Here is a 17730-nt window from a genome sequence, read left to right on the forward strand (position 1 = left end):
GGGATATTTGTCCTTCCAGCAGCGCCGCCCGGCGGATCCGGTGCTAGCCTGGACCGCCAATCGAACGACGAAGGCACGTAGCATGGCAATCAGGAAAATGGTGCGGACGGACATCGATGCCGTCAGCGCGCTCTGCATTGCGGCGTTCGACGATACGGTGGCGCCGACCGTGTCCACGCAGGGGAGTGAGACCTTTCGGAAGCTGGCATCTACGGAAGCTTTCCGGCAGCGCCTGGAGGGCGACAACGTGCTGCTGGTGTTCGAGGAGGGCGAAACGCTCAAGGGCATGATCGAGCTGAAGGAAGGACGCCACCTCACCCTGTTGTTCGTCAGTCCACAGCATCAACGGCAGGGGATCGGGCAAGCCCTCATCGCCGCGATGAGCGCGTACGCGCGAGCGACGGACATCACGGTCAGGGCATCGCTTACCTCGGTACCGGCCTATCTGCGCTATGGCTTTCAGTGCACGGGTGATGCGGACGAAGCCGCGGGACTGAGCTATCAGCCGATGGTGCTGCGGGTGGTTGCGAAACCCTAGGGAGGGCTTTCGCTGGCCGCCGCGGGTTGCACCCGTGCCCGGTCAGGCCGAATGGCGTGCCACCAGCGGGGTGGCGCGAATGCAGAGCGATGGTCCTGCGTGATGGGTCACGCAATCAGACGGCGCGCGGCGCCGGAGTGCGTCGTGGATTCCCGTGGCGCAGCGGTCCAAACCTTCGCCACTTCCTTCACCGCACGCACCAGGTCCTCTTCCGGCTTGGCGTACGGAATCCGCAGCCAGCCGTCGGCCCCGCCTTCCACGCTGAAGACGGGGCCGGGGGCGAGGTGGACGCCGACGCGTTCCATGTCGGCGCACAGGCGGGTGGCGCTGCCGTGGGGCAGTTGCAGCCACAGGGTCAGGCCGCCGGCGGGCACGCGGAAGCGCCAATCGGGCAGATGTTCGCGCAGCGCGGTCACCAACGCGTCGCGGCGTTGGCGCAGTTGCTCGCGACGGTTGGCGAGGATGTCCGGTTGGGCGAGCAGTTCGGCGACGACCAGTTGGTCGAACAGTGAACTGCCCAGATCGAATTGCACGCGCGCGGTGATCAATCGGCTGACGAGGTCGCGCGGCGCGCGTATCCAGCCCACCCGCAGCCCGCCCCAGAACATCTTGGAAGCGCTGCCCAGGGTGATCGCGTCGGCCGCGTGCGCGGCGAAAGGCGCGGGCATCGGCGCGTCGGACAACGCGGTGGGCTGCAGGGTTTCGTCGACGATGGCGGTGGTGCGCGTCTGCCGCAGCGCGGTGGCGTAGCGGATGCGCGTGGCATCGCCCATCAGGAAGCCGGTGGGATTCTGGAAATCGGGAATCAGGTAGGCCAGGTGAGGCGACGTCTGCCGCAGGGTGGCTTCTATGCCGTCCATGTCCCAGCCGTCCTCGCCCAGCGGGTCGGCCAGCGGCGAGGTGATCAGCTTGCCGCCGCCCAGGCGCAGCGCCTCGATGGCGTTGGAGTACACCGGCGACTCAAGCATCACCCGATCGCCCGGTCGCGAGAGGGCGCGGGCGACGATCGCCAGCGCCGACAACGCGCCGGAGGTGACGATGATCTGTTCCGCCGCGGTGGGCAGGCCACGCCGCGCGTAGGAAGCCGCGATCATCGCCTGCAGGTGCGGCAGCCCCGAGGGCAGGTAGCCAGCGCTGCCCAGATACGAAGGCAGCGCGGCGAGAGCGCGTTCGTAGGCGGCGGCCACGCCGGGCGTCGCCGCGCCGGCCGCGCAGTTGAGGTCGAGGCTGCCCTCGGTTGAATGACCGCTGCCCAACGCGTGCAGGGCGTGGTCGTGTGCGCGACGGCGTTCCAGCGGCACCGTCGCATAGGTGCCCGCGCCTTGCCGTGCGCTGGCGAACCCGGCGGCGATCAGATCCGCGTAGGCGCGGGTGACGGTGTTGCGCGAGACGCCCAGGGCCAGGGTGACGGCGCGTTCGCTGGGCAGGCGGGTGCCCAGCGGGATGCGGCCGTCGCCGATCAGCTCCTGCAACGCCTGGCGCAATCCGCGATAGGCAGGGGAGCGGTTGAAGTCGCCGACCAGGGCGGCGAGACGTTCGGGGGCCAGTACGCGGTTCATGGGGCCACTATCGCACGATTGGCTCTATGGAAAAGGGCCAATTGACCGCAAAGTGGCTCCATGGCGACTCTCTCCCCCTCTTCCGGCCTGTCCAACCTGGGCCCCCTCGCGCAGCTCAAGGCCGGGCGTCTGCCCGAGCGGCTGTTCCGTCTCCTGGTCGGCCTGTGGCTGTACGGCCTGGCCATCGCCCTGATGGTGAAAGGCGCCATCGGCGCCTCGCCGTGGGACGTGTTCCACCTGGGTCTGTCGCTGCACCTGCCGGTGTCGTTCGGCGTGGTGATGATCATCACCGCCGTGGTGGTGTTGCTGGGCTGGATTCCGCTGCGGCAGATGCCGGGCCTGGGCACCGTCGCCAACAGCCTGCTGTTGGGGCCGTTCGCTGACATCAGCCTGGCGATGCTCGGGGTGCCGGAAAGCCTGTGGCTGCGCATCGCTTACATGCTGGGCGGCGTGGTGACCTGCGCCTTCGCCACCGCGTTGTACGTGGGCGCGCAACTGGGACCGGGACCGCGCGACGGGCTGATGACCGGATTGTCGCGCCGTACCGGTTGGTCGATCCGCAAGGTGCGCACGATCATCGAAGTCACCGTGCTCATCGCCGGCGTACTGCTGGGTGGCGTCGCCGGCGTGGGCACGGTGATCTTCGCCCTGGGCGTCGGGCCGCTGACCCAGTTCTTCCTGCGCTACCTGGTGGTGCGGCTGGACGAACCGGCGCCACGCGCGGCCGTGCCGGAGGAAGCCTGATGGACGCGAACGTGCTGCGCTACAGCGCCTTCACCACCGATCCGGCCGGTGGCAATCCCGCCGGCGTGGTACTGGATGCGCGGAGCCTGTCCGACGCCGACATGCAGCGGATCGCCGCCGACGTGGGTTACTCGGAAACCGCCTTCCTGTCGCCGCGCGAGGATGGCACGTTCGACGCGCGCTACTTCAGTCCGTTGACGGAGGTGCCATTCTGCGGGCACGCCACCATCGCCGCGAGCGTGGCGCACGCGGTCACGTACGGTGCGGGCGAGAAGGTGTTGCACACGCGCGCCGGGCGGGTGCGGGTGGACGTCGATGGGCAATCGAGGGCCACCCTGACCAGCGTCGAGCCGCGCGTGGCGGCGCTGGCGGACGACGATCTCGATCGGCTGCTGGCGGCGTTGCGCTGGCGGCGCGATGACCTCAATCCCGCGCTGCCCCCGGCGGTCGCCTATGCCGGCGCCTGGCATCCGGTCATCGCGACGGCCACGCGGGATCGCCTGGCACGATTGGATTACGACTTCGATGCGCTCGCCGATCTGATGGCGCGGTGCGGCTGGACCACGGTGAACCTGATCTGGCGCGAGGACGGGCAGACCTTCCACGCCCGCAATCCCTTCCCGCCGGGCGGCGTGGTCGAAGACCCGGCGACGGGCGCGGCGGCGGCGGCCCTGGGTGCCTATCTGGACAGCCGCGATGCGTTGCCGGCGCAGCGGCGTTTGCTCGTCCGGCAGGGGGACGATCTCGGCCGTCCGAGCCGGATCGAGGTGGCGGTGCCCGCGGATCTCCGTGAAGGCGTGCGCGTCAGAGGTCGCGCGGTGAAGATCGAAAGCGTGTAGGCGCGTCTCCCGCCCCGGTTGAACCGCGAACCGTCGCAAGGACGTTTCGCGTCCATGGCAAGTGGAAATACGGCATAAGCACATGCGTCCCGGCCATCACCGGATGACGCCGCTTGCCGTTATGGTGAGCGTCCTGCCTGGGGAATCCACGCTGCATCCGCGCTTGCGATGCGTCGGGGCGACGCAGGCCAGCGTTCCTTCCTGACCGTGGCGGCGCTGGCACGGCTTCACGGCGCGTCACCCGCGGATCCCGGCACGATTTTCCTTCTTTTGCCGGGTAACGCATGTCGAGAATTCCGTTTCCATGGGCCGTGCTGGCCGCTGCGCTGTCTCTCCCACCAGCGGCCAGCGCGGCCGACCCCGCGCCACGATTGATTGGCTACGACGCGACCGCCAGCGCGGCGCAGATCGCAGTGGAGCAGCGCTTCGACCGGCAGGTCGAGCAGGCCGACTATCGCGGTTGGCTGCGGCAATGGTCCGCCGCGCCCAACCAGGTGGGCGCGCCGCACAACCTCGCCAACGCGCAGGACATCCTGCGCAGGTTCCAGAGCTACGGCTGGCAGGCGCGGATCGAGGAGTACCAAGTGTACTGGCCCGCGCCGCGTTCGGTGGAACTGGAACTGCTGGCGCCGACCGCCTGGCGCGCGCGCCTGAGCGAACCCGCGCTGCCGGCCGATGCCACCTCGACGCAGACGCAGGACGTATTGCCGCCCTACGTGATCTACGCCGGCAGCGGCGAAGTCACCGCGGACCTGGTCTACGTCAACTACGGCCTGGCCGAGGACTACCGGTTGCTGGCGCAGCAGGGCGTGGACGTGAAGGGCAAGATCGTCATCGCCCGCTACGGCAAGGGCTGGCGCGGGCTGAAGCCGCGCCTGGCGCAGGAACACGGTGCGGTCGGCACGCTGATCTACTCCGATCCGCGCGACGACGGCTACTTCCAGGACGTGGCCTATCCCGACGGTCCGGCGCGCAGCGAATGGAGCGTGCAGCGCGGTTCGGTGCTGAACTTCGCGCGCTATCCGGGCGATCCGCTGACACCGGGAACCCCGTCCATCGCGGGCACGCCGCGCCTGTCGCCCGACGAGGCGGCCAGTGTCCTGCGCATTCCCACCGTGCCGATCAGCTGGGGCGATGCGCGGCCGCTGCTGGCCGCGCTCGGCGGACCGGTCGCGCCGGAATCGTGGCGCGGCGCGCTGCCGCTGACCTATCGCGTCGGTGGCGACGGCAAGGTCCGGCTGCGCCTGAAAGTGGACAACGAGGCGCAGACGCGCACGCTGTACAACGTCATCGCCACATTGCCGGGCAGCGAGTATCCGGACCAGTGGGTGGTGCGCGGCAACCATCGCGACGCCTGGGTGATGGGCGCGGCGGATCCGCTGTCGGGCACGGCCGCGTTGCTGGCCGAGGCCCAGGCCATCGGCGCGCTGGCGAGCCAGGGCGAACGGCCCAAACGCACGCTGGTTTACGCAAGCTGGGATGGCGAGGAGGCCGGCCTGCTGGGATCCACCGAATGGGTGGAGCAGCATGCCGACGAGCTGCGCGCCAAGGCGGTGCTGTACGTCAACACCGACGGCAACGGTCGCGGCTTCCTGGAAGCGGGCGGTTCGCATGGACTGCAGGCGCTGGTCAACCAGATCGCCGCGCAGGTGCGGGATCCCGACAGTGGCGTGAGCGTGCGGCAACGCTGGCAGGCGAAGGCGCAACTGGACGCGCTGGCCGGCGATGCCAAGCCGGCGGTGAAGGAAGCGGCGCAGCGCGCCGAGCGTGGCCAGGATCTGCCGTTGAAGGCATTGGGCTCGGGCAGCGACTACAGTCCGTTCCTCCAGCACCTGGGCCTGCCGACCCTGGATCTGGGCTACGGCGGGCACGGCGGCGGCGGTGGCGTCTACCACTCGCTGTACGACTCCTACGACTACTTCGCCCGTTTCATCGATCCGCAGTTCCAGTATCTGCCGCTGCTGGCCAAGACCGCCGGGCGCGCGGTGCTGCGCACGGCCAACGCGCCGATCCTGCCGCAGCGTTTCGAGGACCTGGCCACCGCCATCGACGGCTTCGCGCGGCAGCTGAAGCAGCAGGCCGATGCGCAGCGCACGGCGGCGGCGGCGGAGAAGCGCCTGGCCGACGCCGGCGCGTACGCGGCCACCCGCAATCCCAATCGCCCGCTGGCCGCGCCGGCCCCCGCGCCGGCCGTGCCGCCACTGGACTTCGGCAAACTGGACAAGGCCATCGCGCAATTGCTCGCAAGCGCGAAGCGGCTGGATCAACGCATCGCCGATCAGGGAACGACCTTGCCGGCCCAGCGCCAGGCCCGCGTCAACGCAGCCATCCAGCGGCTGGATCAAACCCTGCTCACGCCGGAAGGGCTGCCGGGACGGCAGTGGTACCGCAACCTCATCTACGCGCCGGGCCTGGCGACGGGCTATGAAGTGAAGACCCTGCCGGGCATCCGCGAGGCGCTGGAGGATGGCCGCTGGGAGGATCTGGCGCGCTACGTCGACAAGACGGCGGCGGCGCTGGACGCGTATCGCGCGGGGCTGGAGGAACTCGAGGCGGAACTGGCGCACTGAGGCCGGTGCCGGAAAGCCATGCGCGCGGGGCGCGGGCGCCCGGTTCCGATGGCGCCGGAAACCGTCGGCGCCGCATTTGACAGCCGGCGGGGACAGGCTATCTTGGCGCTCCCTGCCGCGCACCGGCCCATCCCTGCGGGCGCCATGCGCTCCCCCACTTCCGCGGGCGGCTGATCGCTCTCCCGCCCGGCCCACGGCTCCATGATCCAGTTCAAGCACATCGGCAAGTCCTATGTCACCGCCACGGGCGAGACCGTGGCGCTGCGGCCGCTCGATCTGGAGATCCGGCAAGGCGAAATCTTCGGCATCATCGGCCAGTCCGGCGCGGGAAAGTCGACCCTGCTGCGATTGATCAACGGGCTGGAGCGGCCCTCGCAGGGGCAGGTGCTGGTGGAGGGACAGGACATCGCGGCCCTGCCCGAGCCGCAACTGCGCGCCGCGCGCCGGCGCATCGGCATGATCTTCCAGCACTTCAACCTGCTGTCGTCGCAGACGGTGGCGGACAACGTCGCGTTCCCGCTGCGACTGGCCGGCATGAAGCGCGCGGAAATCGATCAACGGGTGGCACAGCTGCTGGAACGCGTCGGTCTGCAGGCGCTCGCGGACCGCTATCCGGCGCAGTTGTCCGGCGGCCAGAAGCAGCGGGTGGGCATCGCCCGCGCGCTGGCGACCCAGCCGCGCCTGCTGTTGTGCGACGAGGCCACCAGCGCGCTGGATCCGCAGACGACCCAATCGATCCTGCGCCTGCTGGCGGATCTGAACCGCGAGCTCGGCCTGACCATCGTGCTGATCACCCATGAGATGGAAGTGGTGCGCAGCATCTGCCATCGCGTGGCGGTGCTGGACGCCGGACAACTGGTGGAGAGCGGACCGGTGACCCAGGTGTTCCTGCATCCGGTCCATCCGACCACGCGGCAGTTCGTGGTCGACGCCGAACACCTGGACGAGGACGAGCAGCGTCGCGCGCTGGAGGCGGTGCCCGGTCGCATCCTGCGCCTGACCTTCCTCGGCGGCGACACCTACCGGCCGCTGCTCGGCCAGGTCGCGCGCCAGACCGGCGTGGACTACACCATCCTGGGCGGCCGCATCGGTCGCATCCGCGATACGCCCTATGGGCAACTCACCATCGCCCTGACCGAAGGCGATGCCACCGCCGCCGGCGCCCGCCTGGAGCAGGCCGGCGTGCATGTCGAGGTGCTGCGCGCATGATCACGACCGCGACCGTGCTGGGCCTGGATCCGGCAAAGTGGAGCGAAGTGCTGGTGGCCAGCGGCGACACCCTGCTGATGCTGGCCGGCGCGCTGCCGTTGACCCTGCTGCTGGGCCTGCCGCTCGGCGTGCTGCTGTTCCTCAGCGACACCCGCCAGCGACTGGAAAACCGCTGGCTGCATGGCGTGCTGGCGTTGCTGGTCAACCTGGTCCGTTCGGCGCCCTTCATCATCCTGATGATCGTGCTGATCCCGGTGACGCTGCGCCTGATGGGCACCTCGCTGGGCGTGCGCGGCGCGATCCTGCCGCTGGTGGTGGGCGCGGTGCCGTTCTACGCGCGCCTGGTCGAGACCGCGCTGCGCGAGGTGCATCCGGGCGTGATCGAGGCGAGCGAGGCGATGGGCGCCACCACCGGGCAACTGGTCCGCCGGGTGCTGCTGCCGGAAGCGATGCCGGGACTGCTGGCCGGCGCGACCGTGACGGCGGTGGCGCTGATCGGATTCACCGCGATGGGCGGCGCGATCGGCTCCGGCGGCCTGGGCGATCTGGCGTACCGCGACGGTTACCTGCGCTCGCAGACCTCGGTCGCGGTGGTCACCGTGGCGCTGCTGCTGATCATCGTCCAGTTGCTGCAATGGCTCGGCGACGCGCTGGTCCGCCACTTCAACCGCCGTTGATCCTCCTTTCCTCTCCCCGGGATTTCCCCATGAAGAAGCTGCTGTTACCGCTGTCGTTGCTGCTGCTGGCCCTGGTGGGCTGCAAGCCGGCGGCGAAATCCGATGACACCCTCACCATCGCGGCCACCGCGGTGCCGCACGCGGAAATCCTCGACGTGGTCAAGCCGTTGCTGGCCAAGCAAGGCGTGACGCTGGAGGTGCGCGTGTTCAACGACTACGTGCAGCCCAACGATCAGGTGGTGCAGGGCCTGATCGACGTGAACTACTTCCAGACCGAGCCCTATCTGAAGGCCTACAACCGGGATCGCGGCACCCGGCTGGAGACCTACATCGGCGTGCACATCGAGCCGTTCGGCGCGTACTCGCGGCGCTACACGTCGCTGGACGCGCTGCCGGCCGGCGCCGACGTGGTCATTCCCAACGATCCGAGCAACAACAGCCGCGCGCTGATCCTGCTGCACCGCGCCGGAGTCATCCAGCTCAAGGATCCGGACAATCAGATGGCGACCCTGCGCGACATCGTCGCCAATCCGAAGCAGCTCAAGTTCCGCGAACTGGACGCCGCCATGCTCCCGCGCGTGCTGGATCAGGTGGATCTGGCGCTGATCAACACCAACTACGCGCTGGACGCAGGCCTGCAGCCGACCCGCGACGCCCTCGCCATCGAGGACGCGAAGTCGCCGTACGTCAACTTCCTGGTCGGCCGTCCGGAACTGCGCGACGACCCGCGGGTGAAGAAGCTGGAAGCCGCGCTGACCAGCCCCACCGTGCGCGCATTCATCGAGAAGAAGTACCAGGGCGCGGTGCTGCCGGCGTTCTGAGCCCGCATCTTTCAATGAACGGGCGGCGGCCATGCCGCCGCCCGTCGATGATCACACCCGACCGAACACCAGCGTGGCGTTGGTGCCGCCGAAGCCGAAGCTGTTGGACATGACCGTATCCAGCTTCGCGTCGCGGCTTTCGCGCACGATCGGGAAGCCTTCGGCGCGCGGATCCGGCGCATCGATGTTCGCCGAGCCGGCGATGAAGCCGTCGCGCATCATCAGCAGGCAGTAGATCGCCTCGTGCACGCTGGCCGCGCCGAGCGAGTGGCCGGACAGGGCCTTGGTCGAGGACAGCGGCGGCATCGCCTCGCCGAACGCGCTGCGCACGGCTTCCAGTTCGACCATGTCGCCCAGCGGTGTCGAAGTGCCGTGGGTGTTGAGGTAGTCGATGGGCCTGTCCACGCCTTCCATCGCCATCTGCATGCAGCGCACCGCGCCTTCGCCGGAAGGCGCGACCATGTCGGCGCCGTCGGAGGTCACGCCGTAGCCGAGCAGTTCGGCATGGATGCGCGCGCCACGCTTCACCGCGTGGTCGTAGTCCTCCAGCACCAGCATGCCGCCGCCGCCGGCGATGACGAAACCGTCGCGATCCGCGTCATATGGTCGCGAGGCGCGGGTCGGATCCTCGTTGCGCTGGCTGGACAACGCGCCCATCGCATCGAACATCATGGTCAGCGCCCAGTGCAGTTCCTCGCCGCCACCGGCGAACACGATGTCCTGGCGGCCGGCGCGGATCAGATCCGCCGCCGCGCCGATGCAATGCGCGGAGGTCGCGCACGCGGCGGACAGCGAATAGCTCACGCCCTTGATCTTGTACGCGGTGGCCAGCGTGGCCGACACGGTCGAGCACATCGTGCGCGGCACCATGTACGGGCCAACCTTGCGGATGCCGCGCTGGCGCAGCAGGTCGGCCGCCTCGATCTGCCATTCGGCCGAGCCGCCGCCGGAGCCGGCGATGAGGCCGGTGCGCGGCTGGCTGACCAGGCTCTCGTCCAGGCCGGCGTCGGCGATCGCGTCGCGCATCGCCAGATAGGCGTAGGCGGCGGCGTCGCCCATGAAGCGCTTCTGCTTGCGATCGATCAGGGCTTCCAGATCCAGTTCCGGCGCGCCGCCGACCTGGCTGCGGAAGCCGAGTTCGGCGTACTGCGGCAGATGACGGATGCCGGAGCGGCCTTCGCGCAGCGCGGCGGAAACGGTGCCGGGATCGTTGCCCAGGCAGGACGTGATGCCCAGGCCGGTGATGACGACGCGGCGCATGCTCAGAAGCTCTCCGTGGAAGTGAACAGGCCCACGCGCAGATCGCGCGCGGTGTAGATCTCGCGGCCATCGACCAGCATGCGGCCGTCGGCCACCGCGAGCACCAGCTTGCGGTTGATCACGCGGCTGATGTCGACTTCATAGGTCACCCGCTTGGCGGTGGGCAGCACCTGGCCGGTGAACTTCACTTCGCCGGTGCCGAGCGCGCGACCGCGACCGGGCGCGCCGATCCAGGTGAGATAGAAACCGGTCAACTGCCACAGCGCGTCCAGCCCCAGGCAGCCGGGCATCACCGGATCGCCGAGGAAATGGCACTGGAAGAACCACAGGTCCGGATGGATATCCAGTTCCGCCCGCACCATGCCCTTGCCGTGCGTGCCACCGTCCTCGCGGATCTCGGTGATGCGGTCGAACATCAGCATCGGGTCGTTGGGGAGACGGCCGGCGTCCGGGCCGAACAGTTCGCCGCGGGCGCTGGCCAGCAGCTGGTCCCGGGTAAAGGAAGCGGGGGATTTCATGAGCAATCCGACAGGTCAGGAATCAGAATAATGCACAATTGTGCATACAGCTGTATTGACCCGGATCAGGCGGCGTTTTCCATACGGCTGCGTAGGCCGACGAAGAACGAGGCGGCGCTTGGATTTCCGCCCGGAAGCGATGGCGCGACGCAAAGCGCGGACGCTTCGCGTGCGGCGGCGTACGGTGCGCGAATTGCGCGACGCGGGTTCGATGCCAGCGCATCGGCGTTGAACTTGCGCGGCGGCGTCAGGGTCTTGGGCGTCTGTCACGACCACAGGAAAACCGAACCGGATGAGCGCACTGTCCGAACCTCTCCCTGCCGCATCCGTCGCCCCGGCCGAGGCCTCACGGCGGTTCCAGCAGTCGGGTTTCGCGGTGATCGCGGACGTGCTGGCGGCGGAGGAATGCGAGGCGATCGCCCGGCGCGTGCCGTCGTCCGGCGATCCGGGCGGCCGGCATCTGCTGGAAGCGGACTGGTGCGTGGAGATCGCCGCCGCGATCCGCCGGCATCCGCGCGTGGCGGAACTGATTCCGTCGGATCACGTGGCCGTGCAGTGTCTCTGGTTCGAGAAATCGGTGGCGACCAACTGGCTGGTCGCCCTGCATCAGGACCTCGGTATTCCGGTCGCCGCGCGCAGCGAGGATCCGGCGCTTTCCGGCTGGTCGGAGAAGGCGGGCGTGCTGCACGTGCAGCCGCCGGTGGCGCTGCTCGAACAACTCGTCGCCCTCCGCCTGCACCTGGATGACTGCGGCGAGGACGATGGTCCGCTTCGCGTGGTGCCGGGTTCGCATCGACTGGGCCGCCTTGATCCGGAGGCCGCATCGCGCTGCCGGGCCGAACAGGGCGAGGTGGCGTGCGTGGCGGCGCGTGGTTCGGTCATGGCGATGCGTCCGCTGCTGCTGCATGCCTCTTCCCGCGCCACCGGCGACAGCCAGCGCCGCGTGCTGCACTTCGTGTTCGGCCCGCGCGGGCTTCCGCATGGATTGCGATGGCGGTTTGGCGCTTGAGATTGAACGGATACCGCCGACTTTTGTTCCAGTGGTGATGACCCTCAGCCCGCGAGAACTCCGTCCTCGCTCGACTGGCTGATCCGGAACACGTGTCCGTCGGGATGACGGACATGCATCTCGCGCACGCCCCAGGGTTCGTCGGTGGGTGGCCAGGTGACTTCGACGCCGTTGGCCAGGCAGGTCCGGTGGATGCTGTCCACGTCGTCGACCCAGATCGACATCCACACGCCGCCGGTTTCGACCTGCGGCTCACCGGGCGTCTGCCGGTGACCTTGTCCGTCCAGGCACATGAAGATCTCGCACTCGCCGGAGCCGACCGCGCCGAAGGTCGGCGGGCTGCCCCAGTCCCAGCATTTTTCCCAGCCCAGCGCCTTGAACCAGGCGAAGCTCTTTTCCATGTCGGAGACATTGAGGATGGGCGTGATGTGTTTGGCGTGCATGGCGGGGAATAGGGACTAGGGATTCGGGATCCGAGAAAAGCATGCCTTTTGCCTCCCCCTTTGTAAAAAGGGGGACCGAGGGGGATTTGCTTTTCGCCCGGCGCAGACGCTTCAATCGCCGAAGGGCGGATCAATCCTCCATCCCCCGCAGGTGATCGCGCCTTGACCAAAGGAGCGGTTTGGCTTCAATCGTGCCGCAGCGCCGCGATCGGATCCAGCTGCGCCGCCTGCCGCGCGGGATACACGCCGAAGGCCATGCCGACCAGCGCGCAGAAACCGGCCGAGAGCAGGATCGGCAGCGGCGCCCAGGCGACCTGCCAGCCGGCGAACATCGCGATCAGGTAGGCCAGCACGCCGCCGAACACCAGGCCCAGCACCGCGCCGGCGATGCAGATGACCGTGGCCTCGCGCAGGAACTGCGCGATCACGTCGCGGCGGCGGGCGCCGAGCGCGCGCAGCAGGCCGATCTCGCGGCGCCGCTCCAGCACGTTGGCCAGCATGATGTTCATGATGCCGATGCCGCCCACCAGCAGGCTGACCCCGGCGATGGCGCCCATCACCACCTGGAAGATGCGCTGGGTCTGCTGGTGCTGCTGGAACAGCTGCTGCGGGACGACCAGTTGGTAGTCCGCCATGCCGGCGTGGCGTTGATCCAGCACCGCCGCCAGCACGCCGGCGCCAGCGGCCAGCCGGTTGGGATCGTCCAGGCGCAGCAGAAACCTATCCACTTCGTCTTCCTGCGGCTGGAAGCGGAAACGCGCGCGCGCGCTCGCCAGCGGCACATAGATGCGGTTGCTTTCCGAACCGAGCTGCACACCCTCGAAACTGTCCTGGCCCAGATCGCGATCGGCGAGCACGCCGATCACTTCCAGCCACACATGGTTGACCTTGATCAGCCCGCCCACCGCGTCGCCCTTCGGAAACAGATCCGCGGCGGCCTGGTGGCCGAGCACCGCGACGGCCGACAGCATCGCCTCGTCCTCGGCGCCGAACGCGCGGCCCCGGCTCACCCGCAACGACGACAGGTCGAACCAGCTGGCGCTGACGCCGCTGGCCTGCGCGTCGCTGCGCCCGGCATCGCTGAACACGGTGTGCGTGCGGATGGCCTTCTCGGCGGCGTGCCGTTCCGCGCCGGGCACCACGCCGCGCGCGGCTTCCGCATCGGCGACGGTCAGGCCGAGGCTGCGCTCGCGGGTTTCCTTGAGCGTGTCCTCGTCCTGCTGGCGGGCCTCGGCGATCAGGTTGTGCAGGCCCAAGCCCTCCACCAGGCGCAGGGCTTCGCGCCGGCTGCCTTCGCCCACCGCCTGCATCGCCACGATCGCGCCGACGCCGAAGATCATGCCGAGCAGGGTCAGCAGCGTGCGCAACCGCCGCCGCCATAGCTCCTCCACGGCTTCGCGCCAGACGGTGGGCAGGCGGTTGAACAGGCCCTTCAACGGTCCCGGGGATGCGGCGCCACTCATGCTTTCTTTTCCCGCTTGTCGCCATCGCCTTCAGTGGCGGGCGTGGTGTCCTTGCCGGTTTCCTTCGCGTCGTCGCCGGGCGCGGGCACCTCGACCTGCGACAGTCGCACCTCGTCGCCCGGTTTCAGGCCGGACAGCACCTGCGAACGCGCGGTGCCGCGCACGCCCAGCTTCACTTCGCGGGCGACGTAGTCGCCGCCCTGGCGCAGCCGCACCCAGTGGCGGCCATCGCGCTGTTCGATGGCGACGTTGGGCACCGCCATCGCGTCCTTCGCGTCCAGCAGCACCACGGTGGCCTCGAAGCGCTGGCCCGGCAGCAGGCGATGGCGTTCCACCGCCGCAGTGGGCACCGGCGCGCGCATGGACAGGTACTTCACCGGGCTCTCGCGATTGCGCACCTTGGCCGCGCTGGCGAGCCACGACAGCTTGCTGTCGATGCGCTGGTCCGGACGGCCGAGCGGATGCAGCACCACCGCGTCGCCGACCTGCACGCCCTGCGCTTCGATCTGCGGCAGGTCGATCTCCACTTCCATCGCGCCGGTATCGGGCAGGTTGCCGAACTCGAAGCCGGCGCGCAGGTTGGCGCCCACCATGGGCTTGTCGCCGGACCAGTTGGCCGACAGCATCAGCACGCCGTCGTTGGGCGCGCGCAGTTCCAGCGCGTCCAGATCGGCCTTGCGGGTCTTGGCGTTGATGTCGAAGGTCGCGCGCTGCGCGTCCAGCACCGCCAGTTCGGCGTCGCCGCGCACGCCGGATTGATCGCGCTGCCATTGCAGGGTGCCCTGGCGGACCTGCAGGTATTCCTTGTCCTCGATGGCGTCCAGCACCTGGTTGCGAGCGACGGTGCTCAGATCCGCTTCGGCGTAGCGCTGGGCGATGCCCAACTGCACGGCGACCTGCGACAGATCCACCTCCACCCGGCCCAGCGCGGAGGCCAGATCGCCTTCCTTGGCGACGCGCGCCAGCGCGTTGCGCTGCAGGTCGATCATCGCCTGCGCCAGTTGCTGCTCGCCGTCGGGCGAGATGAAACGCGCCAGCAGATCGCCTTTCTTCACCAGCGAACCTTCCGGCAGCATCCATTCCACCTGGCGCGCGGTCCAGTTCTGGCCCGGCACCATCAGCGGAGTCGGTTTGGCCGAACGCAGCTCGCCTTCGCCGCGCACGGCGATGCGCAGCGCGCCGGTGGCGACGGTTTCGGTGGCGACGGGCGCCTCGGACTTGCCGCAGGCGGCCAGCGCGCAGGCCAGGGCCAGCACCAGGCCGGCTTGCCGAAGACGTCTCATTTGCCACCTCCGGCGATGTCGGGCACGGTCAACTCCACCCGCACCGCCTGGCCGGGGCGGAGTTTCGCCTTGGCGTCATCCAGGCGGATTTCCAGGTCGAGAATGGGCACCGGCTGCACCTGCGACTTGCTGCGCACCGCGCGGCCGATGCTGGCGACCTGGCCGCGATGGACGTTGCCGCCGCCGCCCTCGATCACGATCCGCGCCGGCACGCCCACCTTCACCCGTTGCAGATCGCGCTCCGGCAGCTGCGCGCGCACGGCCAGGGTGCCGGGATCGGGAATCTCGGCCACGGTCTGGCCGCGCCAGACCTGCGAACCGACGTCGAACTTCTCTCCGTTCCAGCTGCTCTTGTGCATGATCACGCCATCGCGCGGGGCCGGCAGATTGAGCGCGGCGATCGAGGCCTGCAGGCGGGTCACGTCGGCCTGGGCCTGCCGCAGTTCCGATTGGATCAGGCGCAGCTCCTGCCTGCGCTGCTCGGCGGCCGCGCGTTCGGCGATCTGCGCCAGTTCGGCGAGGCGTTCGGTGCGGCGGCGCTCCTCGACCAGCTTGTCGTACTCCAGCGCGGCAATCAGCTCGCGGGGCTGCTCGGTCTTGCGCCGCGCCTTGTCGCGCTTGGCGTCCGCCTCGGCGGTGGTCAGGCGCTGGCTGCGCTCGCGCTCGGCCAGATCCAGGGTGAGGTTTTCCAGCGTGCGCTGCTTTTCCTGCAACAGGCTCTGTTTTTCGCTCAGCTGGCGCACCAGATCGCTGGTGTCGAAGGCCACCACGACGTCGCCTTTCTTCACCGCGCTGCCATCGGGCGCCAGCTGGGTGATGTTGAACTGCCACATGCGATCCACCGAGGGCGGCATCAACTGGGAACTGCGCTGGGCATAGACCTCGCCGTCCACGCGCAGGGTGGCGGCCTGCGCGGCGGGCAGCGCGGCGGCCAGGGCCAGGCCGAGCATGGAGGCGCGCAGGCGCGTGCGTGAGGTGTTGTTCATCGGGCGGCTCCCGCGGTCGAAGCGGATGCCGGTGGCTTGGCGATCACGCGCACGCTCATGCCGGGCATCAGCGTGAGCGTGTTCGAATCCAGGGTGATGTCGACGGTGAAGTAGCGGCCCTCGCCCCATTCGGGCCTGCGCTCGGGCGCGCCGGAAATGAATTCGATGCGGCCGGGCACGCGCTTGCCGGGCACGGCATCGAAGCTCAGGTCCACCGGCTGGCCCACTTTCAGGCCGCGCCGATCCGGTTCCAGCGCCCAGGCGCGCACGTTCATCCGGCCACTGCTGACCACTTCGCCGGCCTTGCTGCCGGGCATCGTCGAAGAGCCCTCGTCGATGCGACCGCCGATCCAGTTGTTGTTGAAGCCGTGCACGACCACGCCGTCGCGATCGGCCTTGACCTCGGAAGTCCGCACCATCGCGGTGTGGTAGTCGCGTTGCAGTTCCAGCTTGCGGACCTGCAACTGGCCGTCGTCGATGCTGCGCTGCACGGCCACGCGCGCCGCTTCCAGCTGCTTGCGCTTGAGCGCGGCTTCGCGGGTGGTGCGATCCAGGTCGCCCTGGTAGCGGTCGTAGTCGAGCGCGGAGATCAGTTCGCGCGGGATGCGCGCGTCCAGCTTCGCGGTCGCCAGTTCGGCCTCGGCGTCGACCAGCTCGGTTTCCGCCTGTACCGCCTTGACCTGGAGTTCGGCCACGTCCTTGGCGTTCTTGGCGAGGGTCTGTTCGATCTCCGCTTCCAGATCGGGAATGCGGCTGGCGGACTGGCCGGGGTCGATGCGCAGCACCACGTCGCCCTTCCTCACCCGCTCGCCCTCGGGCACGTAATAGCGGATCACCACCGGTGAACTGTTCGACTGCGGGGTGAGGATCTGCTGCGCGTCGATCGCGCGCACCTCGCCGGTCAGGACCACCGCCTGCGCGGAGACGGCCAGCAGCAGGACCGGCGCCAGGCAGAGGCCGCGCAGCAGCGGCCTATTGCAACGCGTCATGTTCGACCCTCCCGTCGCGCAGCTTGATCTGGCGCGGCGCCCGCGCGGCGATGTCGTTGTCGTGGGTGACCAGCACGACGGTCTGGCCGCCGGCATGGACTTCGTCGATCAGCGCCAGCACGTCGGCGGCACTGCGCGAATCCAGGTTGCCGGTGGGCTCGTCGGCGAGCAGCAGCGCCGGTTGCAGCAGCAGGGCGCGGGCGATGGCGGCGCGCTGCATTTGGCCGCCGGACAGCTCATTGGGGCGATGGTCGCGGCGCTCGGCCAGGCCGACGCGATCCAGCAGCGCCATCGCGCGCTCGCGCGTTTCGGCCGGCGGCTGGCGATGGAAGCGCAGCGGCAGCAGCACGTTCTCCAGCACGGTCAGGCGCGGCAGCAGATGGAAGCTCTGGAACACGAAGCCGATGCGGCGGTTGCGCAGATCGCTGCTGGCCTCGTCGTCGAAGGTGGCGACGTCGCGCCCTTCGAACAGGTAGCGCCCCGCGTTGGGATGGTCCAGGCATCCGAGGATGTTCAGCAGGCTGGACTTGCCTGAGCCCGACGGACCGGTGATGGCGACGAACTCGCCGCCGTCGATACGCAGGTCCACGCCTGCCAGCGCTTTCACGGTCTGCCCGCTCATGGCGTAGTGGCGCTGCACGCCATGCAGTTCAATCATTCCCGCTCCCTTCCCTCGATGCCCCGGACCGCAACCGACCGCCGACCGGGCGGAAAGGTTCCCCTTTTCGCCGTGGAGGCGGGCAGTGGCGCCGCTTCGGTATGATGTCCCAGTCCGACATTTCAGCGGACTGGCGCGGGGCATCAAGTCCCTTTGGTCATGGA

17 protein-coding genes are annotated in these 17730 nt (G+C 69.1%); 8 read left to right on the forward strand and 9 right to left on the reverse strand.

The window, feature by feature from the left end:
- The first annotated feature begins 82 nt into the window (after positions 1–82).
- On the forward strand, positions 83–538 hold the full coding sequence (locus ACTHN1_RS09940) for a GNAT family N-acetyltransferase (RefSeq protein WP_440470785.1): 456 nt from the start codon (positions 83–85) through the stop codon (positions 536–538).
- Between the two features lie 107 nt (positions 539–645).
- Here the strand turns inward: ACTHN1_RS09940 and yczR are convergent, their stop codons facing one another.
- Positions 646–2097, reverse strand: coding sequence for a MocR-like transcription factor YczR (gene yczR / locus ACTHN1_RS09945; RefSeq protein WP_440470786.1), 1452 nt, complete (start codon positions 2095–2097; stop codon positions 646–648).
- A gap of 60 nt (positions 2098–2157) precedes the next feature.
- Here yczR and yczE point away from each other — a divergent pair, with 60 nt between their 5' ends.
- The 6 genes from yczE (at position 2158) to ACTHN1_RS09975 (ending at position 8957) form a co-directional block, all read left to right on the forward strand.
- Positions 2158–2841, forward strand: coding sequence for a membrane protein YczE (gene yczE / locus ACTHN1_RS09950; protein ID WP_440470787.1), 684 nt, complete (start codon positions 2158–2160; stop codon positions 2839–2841).
- Positions 2841–3680 (forward strand): PhzF family phenazine biosynthesis protein, encoded by an 840-nt coding sequence (locus tag ACTHN1_RS09955; protein WP_440470788.1) that lies wholly within the window; start codon positions 2841–2843, stop codon positions 3678–3680. The genes yczE and ACTHN1_RS09955 overlap by 1 nt, the downstream gene beginning before the upstream one ends.
- 284 nt (positions 3681–3964) lie before the next feature.
- Complete coding sequence (locus ACTHN1_RS09960) at positions 3965–6250, forward strand: transferrin receptor-like dimerization domain-containing protein (protein ID WP_440470789.1); 2286 nt, start codon at positions 3965–3967, stop codon at positions 6248–6250.
- Positions 6251–6451: 201 nt separating this feature from the next.
- Positions 6452–7459 carry a methionine ABC transporter ATP-binding protein gene (locus tag ACTHN1_RS09965; RefSeq protein ID WP_440470790.1) on the forward strand — a complete coding sequence of 336 codons (1008 nt, stop codon included), beginning with the start codon at positions 6452–6454 and terminating at the stop codon, positions 7457–7459.
- A complete protein-coding gene (locus ACTHN1_RS09970) occupies positions 7456–8136 on the forward strand; it encodes a methionine ABC transporter permease (RefSeq protein ID WP_440470791.1) in 681 nt (226 codons plus the stop codon). Before ACTHN1_RS09965 ends, ACTHN1_RS09970 begins: the two co-directional genes overlap by 4 nt.
- A gap of 29 nt (positions 8137–8165) precedes the next feature.
- Positions 8166–8957 (forward strand): MetQ/NlpA family ABC transporter substrate-binding protein, encoded by a 792-nt coding sequence (locus tag ACTHN1_RS09975; RefSeq protein WP_440470792.1) that lies wholly within the window; start codon positions 8166–8168, stop codon positions 8955–8957.
- A 51-nt stretch (positions 8958–9008) separates the two neighbouring features.
- Here ACTHN1_RS09975 and fabB read toward each other — a convergent pair whose 3' ends face one another.
- A complete protein-coding gene (gene fabB / locus ACTHN1_RS09980) occupies positions 9009–10217 on the reverse strand; it encodes a beta-ketoacyl-ACP synthase I (RefSeq protein WP_440470793.1) in 1209 nt (402 codons plus the stop codon).
- A gap of 2 nt (positions 10218–10219) precedes the next feature.
- The gene (fabA, locus tag ACTHN1_RS09985) at positions 10220–10735 is read right to left on the reverse strand and encodes a 3-hydroxyacyl-[acyl-carrier-protein] dehydratase FabA (protein ID WP_440470794.1); all 516 of its coding nucleotides are present in this window, start codon (positions 10733–10735) and stop codon (positions 10220–10222) included.
- A gap of 292 nt (positions 10736–11027) precedes the next feature.
- Here fabA and ACTHN1_RS09990 point away from each other — a divergent pair, with 292 nt between their 5' ends.
- Positions 11028–11744, forward strand: a complete 717-nt coding sequence (locus ACTHN1_RS09990; protein ID WP_440470795.1) for a phytanoyl-CoA dioxygenase family protein — start codon at positions 11028–11030, stop codon at positions 11742–11744.
- A 44-nt stretch (positions 11745–11788) separates the two neighbouring features.
- Here ACTHN1_RS09990 and ACTHN1_RS09995 read toward each other — a convergent pair whose 3' ends face one another.
- The 6 genes from ACTHN1_RS09995 to ACTHN1_RS10020 form a co-directional block, all read right to left on the reverse strand.
- The gene (locus ACTHN1_RS09995; RefSeq protein WP_440470796.1) at positions 11789–12187 is read right to left on the reverse strand and encodes a bleomycin resistance family protein; all 399 of its coding nucleotides are present in this window, start codon (positions 12185–12187) and stop codon (positions 11789–11791) included.
- Positions 12188–12372: 185 nt separating this feature from the next.
- On the reverse strand, positions 12373–13650 hold the full coding sequence (locus ACTHN1_RS10000) for an ABC transporter permease (protein ID WP_440470797.1): 1278 nt from the start codon (positions 13648–13650) through the stop codon (positions 12373–12375).
- A complete protein-coding gene (locus ACTHN1_RS10005; RefSeq protein ID WP_440470798.1) occupies positions 13647–14933 on the reverse strand; it encodes an efflux RND transporter periplasmic adaptor subunit in 1287 nt (428 codons plus the stop codon). Before ACTHN1_RS10005 ends, ACTHN1_RS10000 begins: the two co-directional genes overlap by 4 nt.
- Entirely contained in the window at positions 14930–15919 is a 990-nt protein-coding gene (locus ACTHN1_RS10010) for an HlyD family secretion protein (RefSeq protein WP_440470799.1), read from the reverse strand. The genes ACTHN1_RS10005 and ACTHN1_RS10010 overlap by 4 nt, the downstream gene beginning before the upstream one ends.
- Positions 15916–16908: an HlyD family secretion protein gene (locus tag ACTHN1_RS10015; RefSeq protein WP_440470800.1), complete on the reverse strand. Its 993-nt coding sequence runs from the start codon at positions 16906–16908 to the stop codon at positions 15916–15918. Before ACTHN1_RS10015 ends, ACTHN1_RS10010 begins: the two co-directional genes overlap by 4 nt.
- Complete coding sequence (locus ACTHN1_RS10020) at positions 16892–17566, reverse strand: ABC transporter ATP-binding protein (protein WP_440470801.1); 675 nt, start codon at positions 17564–17566, stop codon at positions 16892–16894. Before ACTHN1_RS10020 ends, ACTHN1_RS10015 begins: the two co-directional genes overlap by 17 nt.
- Positions 17567–17730 lie beyond the last annotated feature (164 nt).

The sequence above is a fragment of the Pseudoxanthomonas sp. genome (genome assembly GCF_051953815.1).
In the GTDB taxonomy this organism is placed as follows: Bacteria; Pseudomonadota; Gammaproteobacteria; order Xanthomonadales; family Xanthomonadaceae; genus Pseudoxanthomonas_A.

What these genes read in the sequence shown, in the direction of transcription:
- ACTHN1_RS09940 (WP_440470785.1), top strand. Translation starts at nt 83, where the DNA reads ATGGCAATCAGGAAAATGGTGCGGACGGACATCGATGCCGTCAGCGCG.
- yczR (WP_440470786.1), bottom strand. Translation starts at nt 2,097, where the DNA reads ATGAACCGCGTACTGGCCCCCGAACGTCTCGCCGCCCTGGTCGGCGAC.
- yczE (WP_440470787.1), top strand. Translation starts at nt 2,158, where the DNA reads ATGGCGACTCTCTCCCCCTCTTCCGGCCTGTCCAACCTGGGCCCCCTC.
- ACTHN1_RS09955 (WP_440470788.1), top strand. Translation starts at nt 2,841, where the DNA reads ATGGACGCGAACGTGCTGCGCTACAGCGCCTTCACCACCGATCCGGCC.
- ACTHN1_RS09960 (WP_440470789.1), top strand. Translation starts at nt 3,965, where the DNA reads ATGTCGAGAATTCCGTTTCCATGGGCCGTGCTGGCCGCTGCGCTGTCT.
- ACTHN1_RS09965 (WP_440470790.1), top strand. Translation starts at nt 6,452, where the DNA reads ATGATCCAGTTCAAGCACATCGGCAAGTCCTATGTCACCGCCACGGGC.
- ACTHN1_RS09970 (WP_440470791.1), top strand. Translation starts at nt 7,456, where the DNA reads ATGATCACGACCGCGACCGTGCTGGGCCTGGATCCGGCAAAGTGGAGC.
- ACTHN1_RS09975 (WP_440470792.1), top strand. Translation starts at nt 8,166, where the DNA reads ATGAAGAAGCTGCTGTTACCGCTGTCGTTGCTGCTGCTGGCCCTGGTG.
- fabB (WP_440470793.1), bottom strand. Translation starts at nt 10,217, where the DNA reads ATGCGCCGCGTCGTCATCACCGGCCTGGGCATCACGTCCTGCCTGGGC.
- fabA (WP_440470794.1), bottom strand. Translation starts at nt 10,735, where the DNA reads ATGAAATCCCCCGCTTCCTTTACCCGGGACCAGCTGCTGGCCAGCGCC.
- ACTHN1_RS09990 (WP_440470795.1), top strand. Translation starts at nt 11,028, where the DNA reads ATGAGCGCACTGTCCGAACCTCTCCCTGCCGCATCCGTCGCCCCGGCC.
- ACTHN1_RS09995 (WP_440470796.1), bottom strand. Translation starts at nt 12,187, where the DNA reads ATGCACGCCAAACACATCACGCCCATCCTCAATGTCTCCGACATGGAA.
- ACTHN1_RS10000 (WP_440470797.1), bottom strand. Translation starts at nt 13,650, where the DNA reads ATGAGTGGCGCCGCATCCCCGGGACCGTTGAAGGGCCTGTTCAACCGC.
- ACTHN1_RS10005 (WP_440470798.1), bottom strand. Translation starts at nt 14,933, where the DNA reads ATGAGACGTCTTCGGCAAGCCGGCCTGGTGCTGGCCCTGGCCTGCGCG.
- ACTHN1_RS10010 (WP_440470799.1), bottom strand. Translation starts at nt 15,919, where the DNA reads ATGAACAACACCTCACGCACGCGCCTGCGCGCCTCCATGCTCGGCCTG.
- ACTHN1_RS10015 (WP_440470800.1), bottom strand. Translation starts at nt 16,908, where the DNA reads ATGACGCGTTGCAATAGGCCGCTGCTGCGCGGCCTCTGCCTGGCGCCG.
- ACTHN1_RS10020 (WP_440470801.1), bottom strand. Translation starts at nt 17,566, where the DNA reads ATGATTGAACTGCATGGCGTGCAGCGCCACTACGCCATGAGCGGGCAG.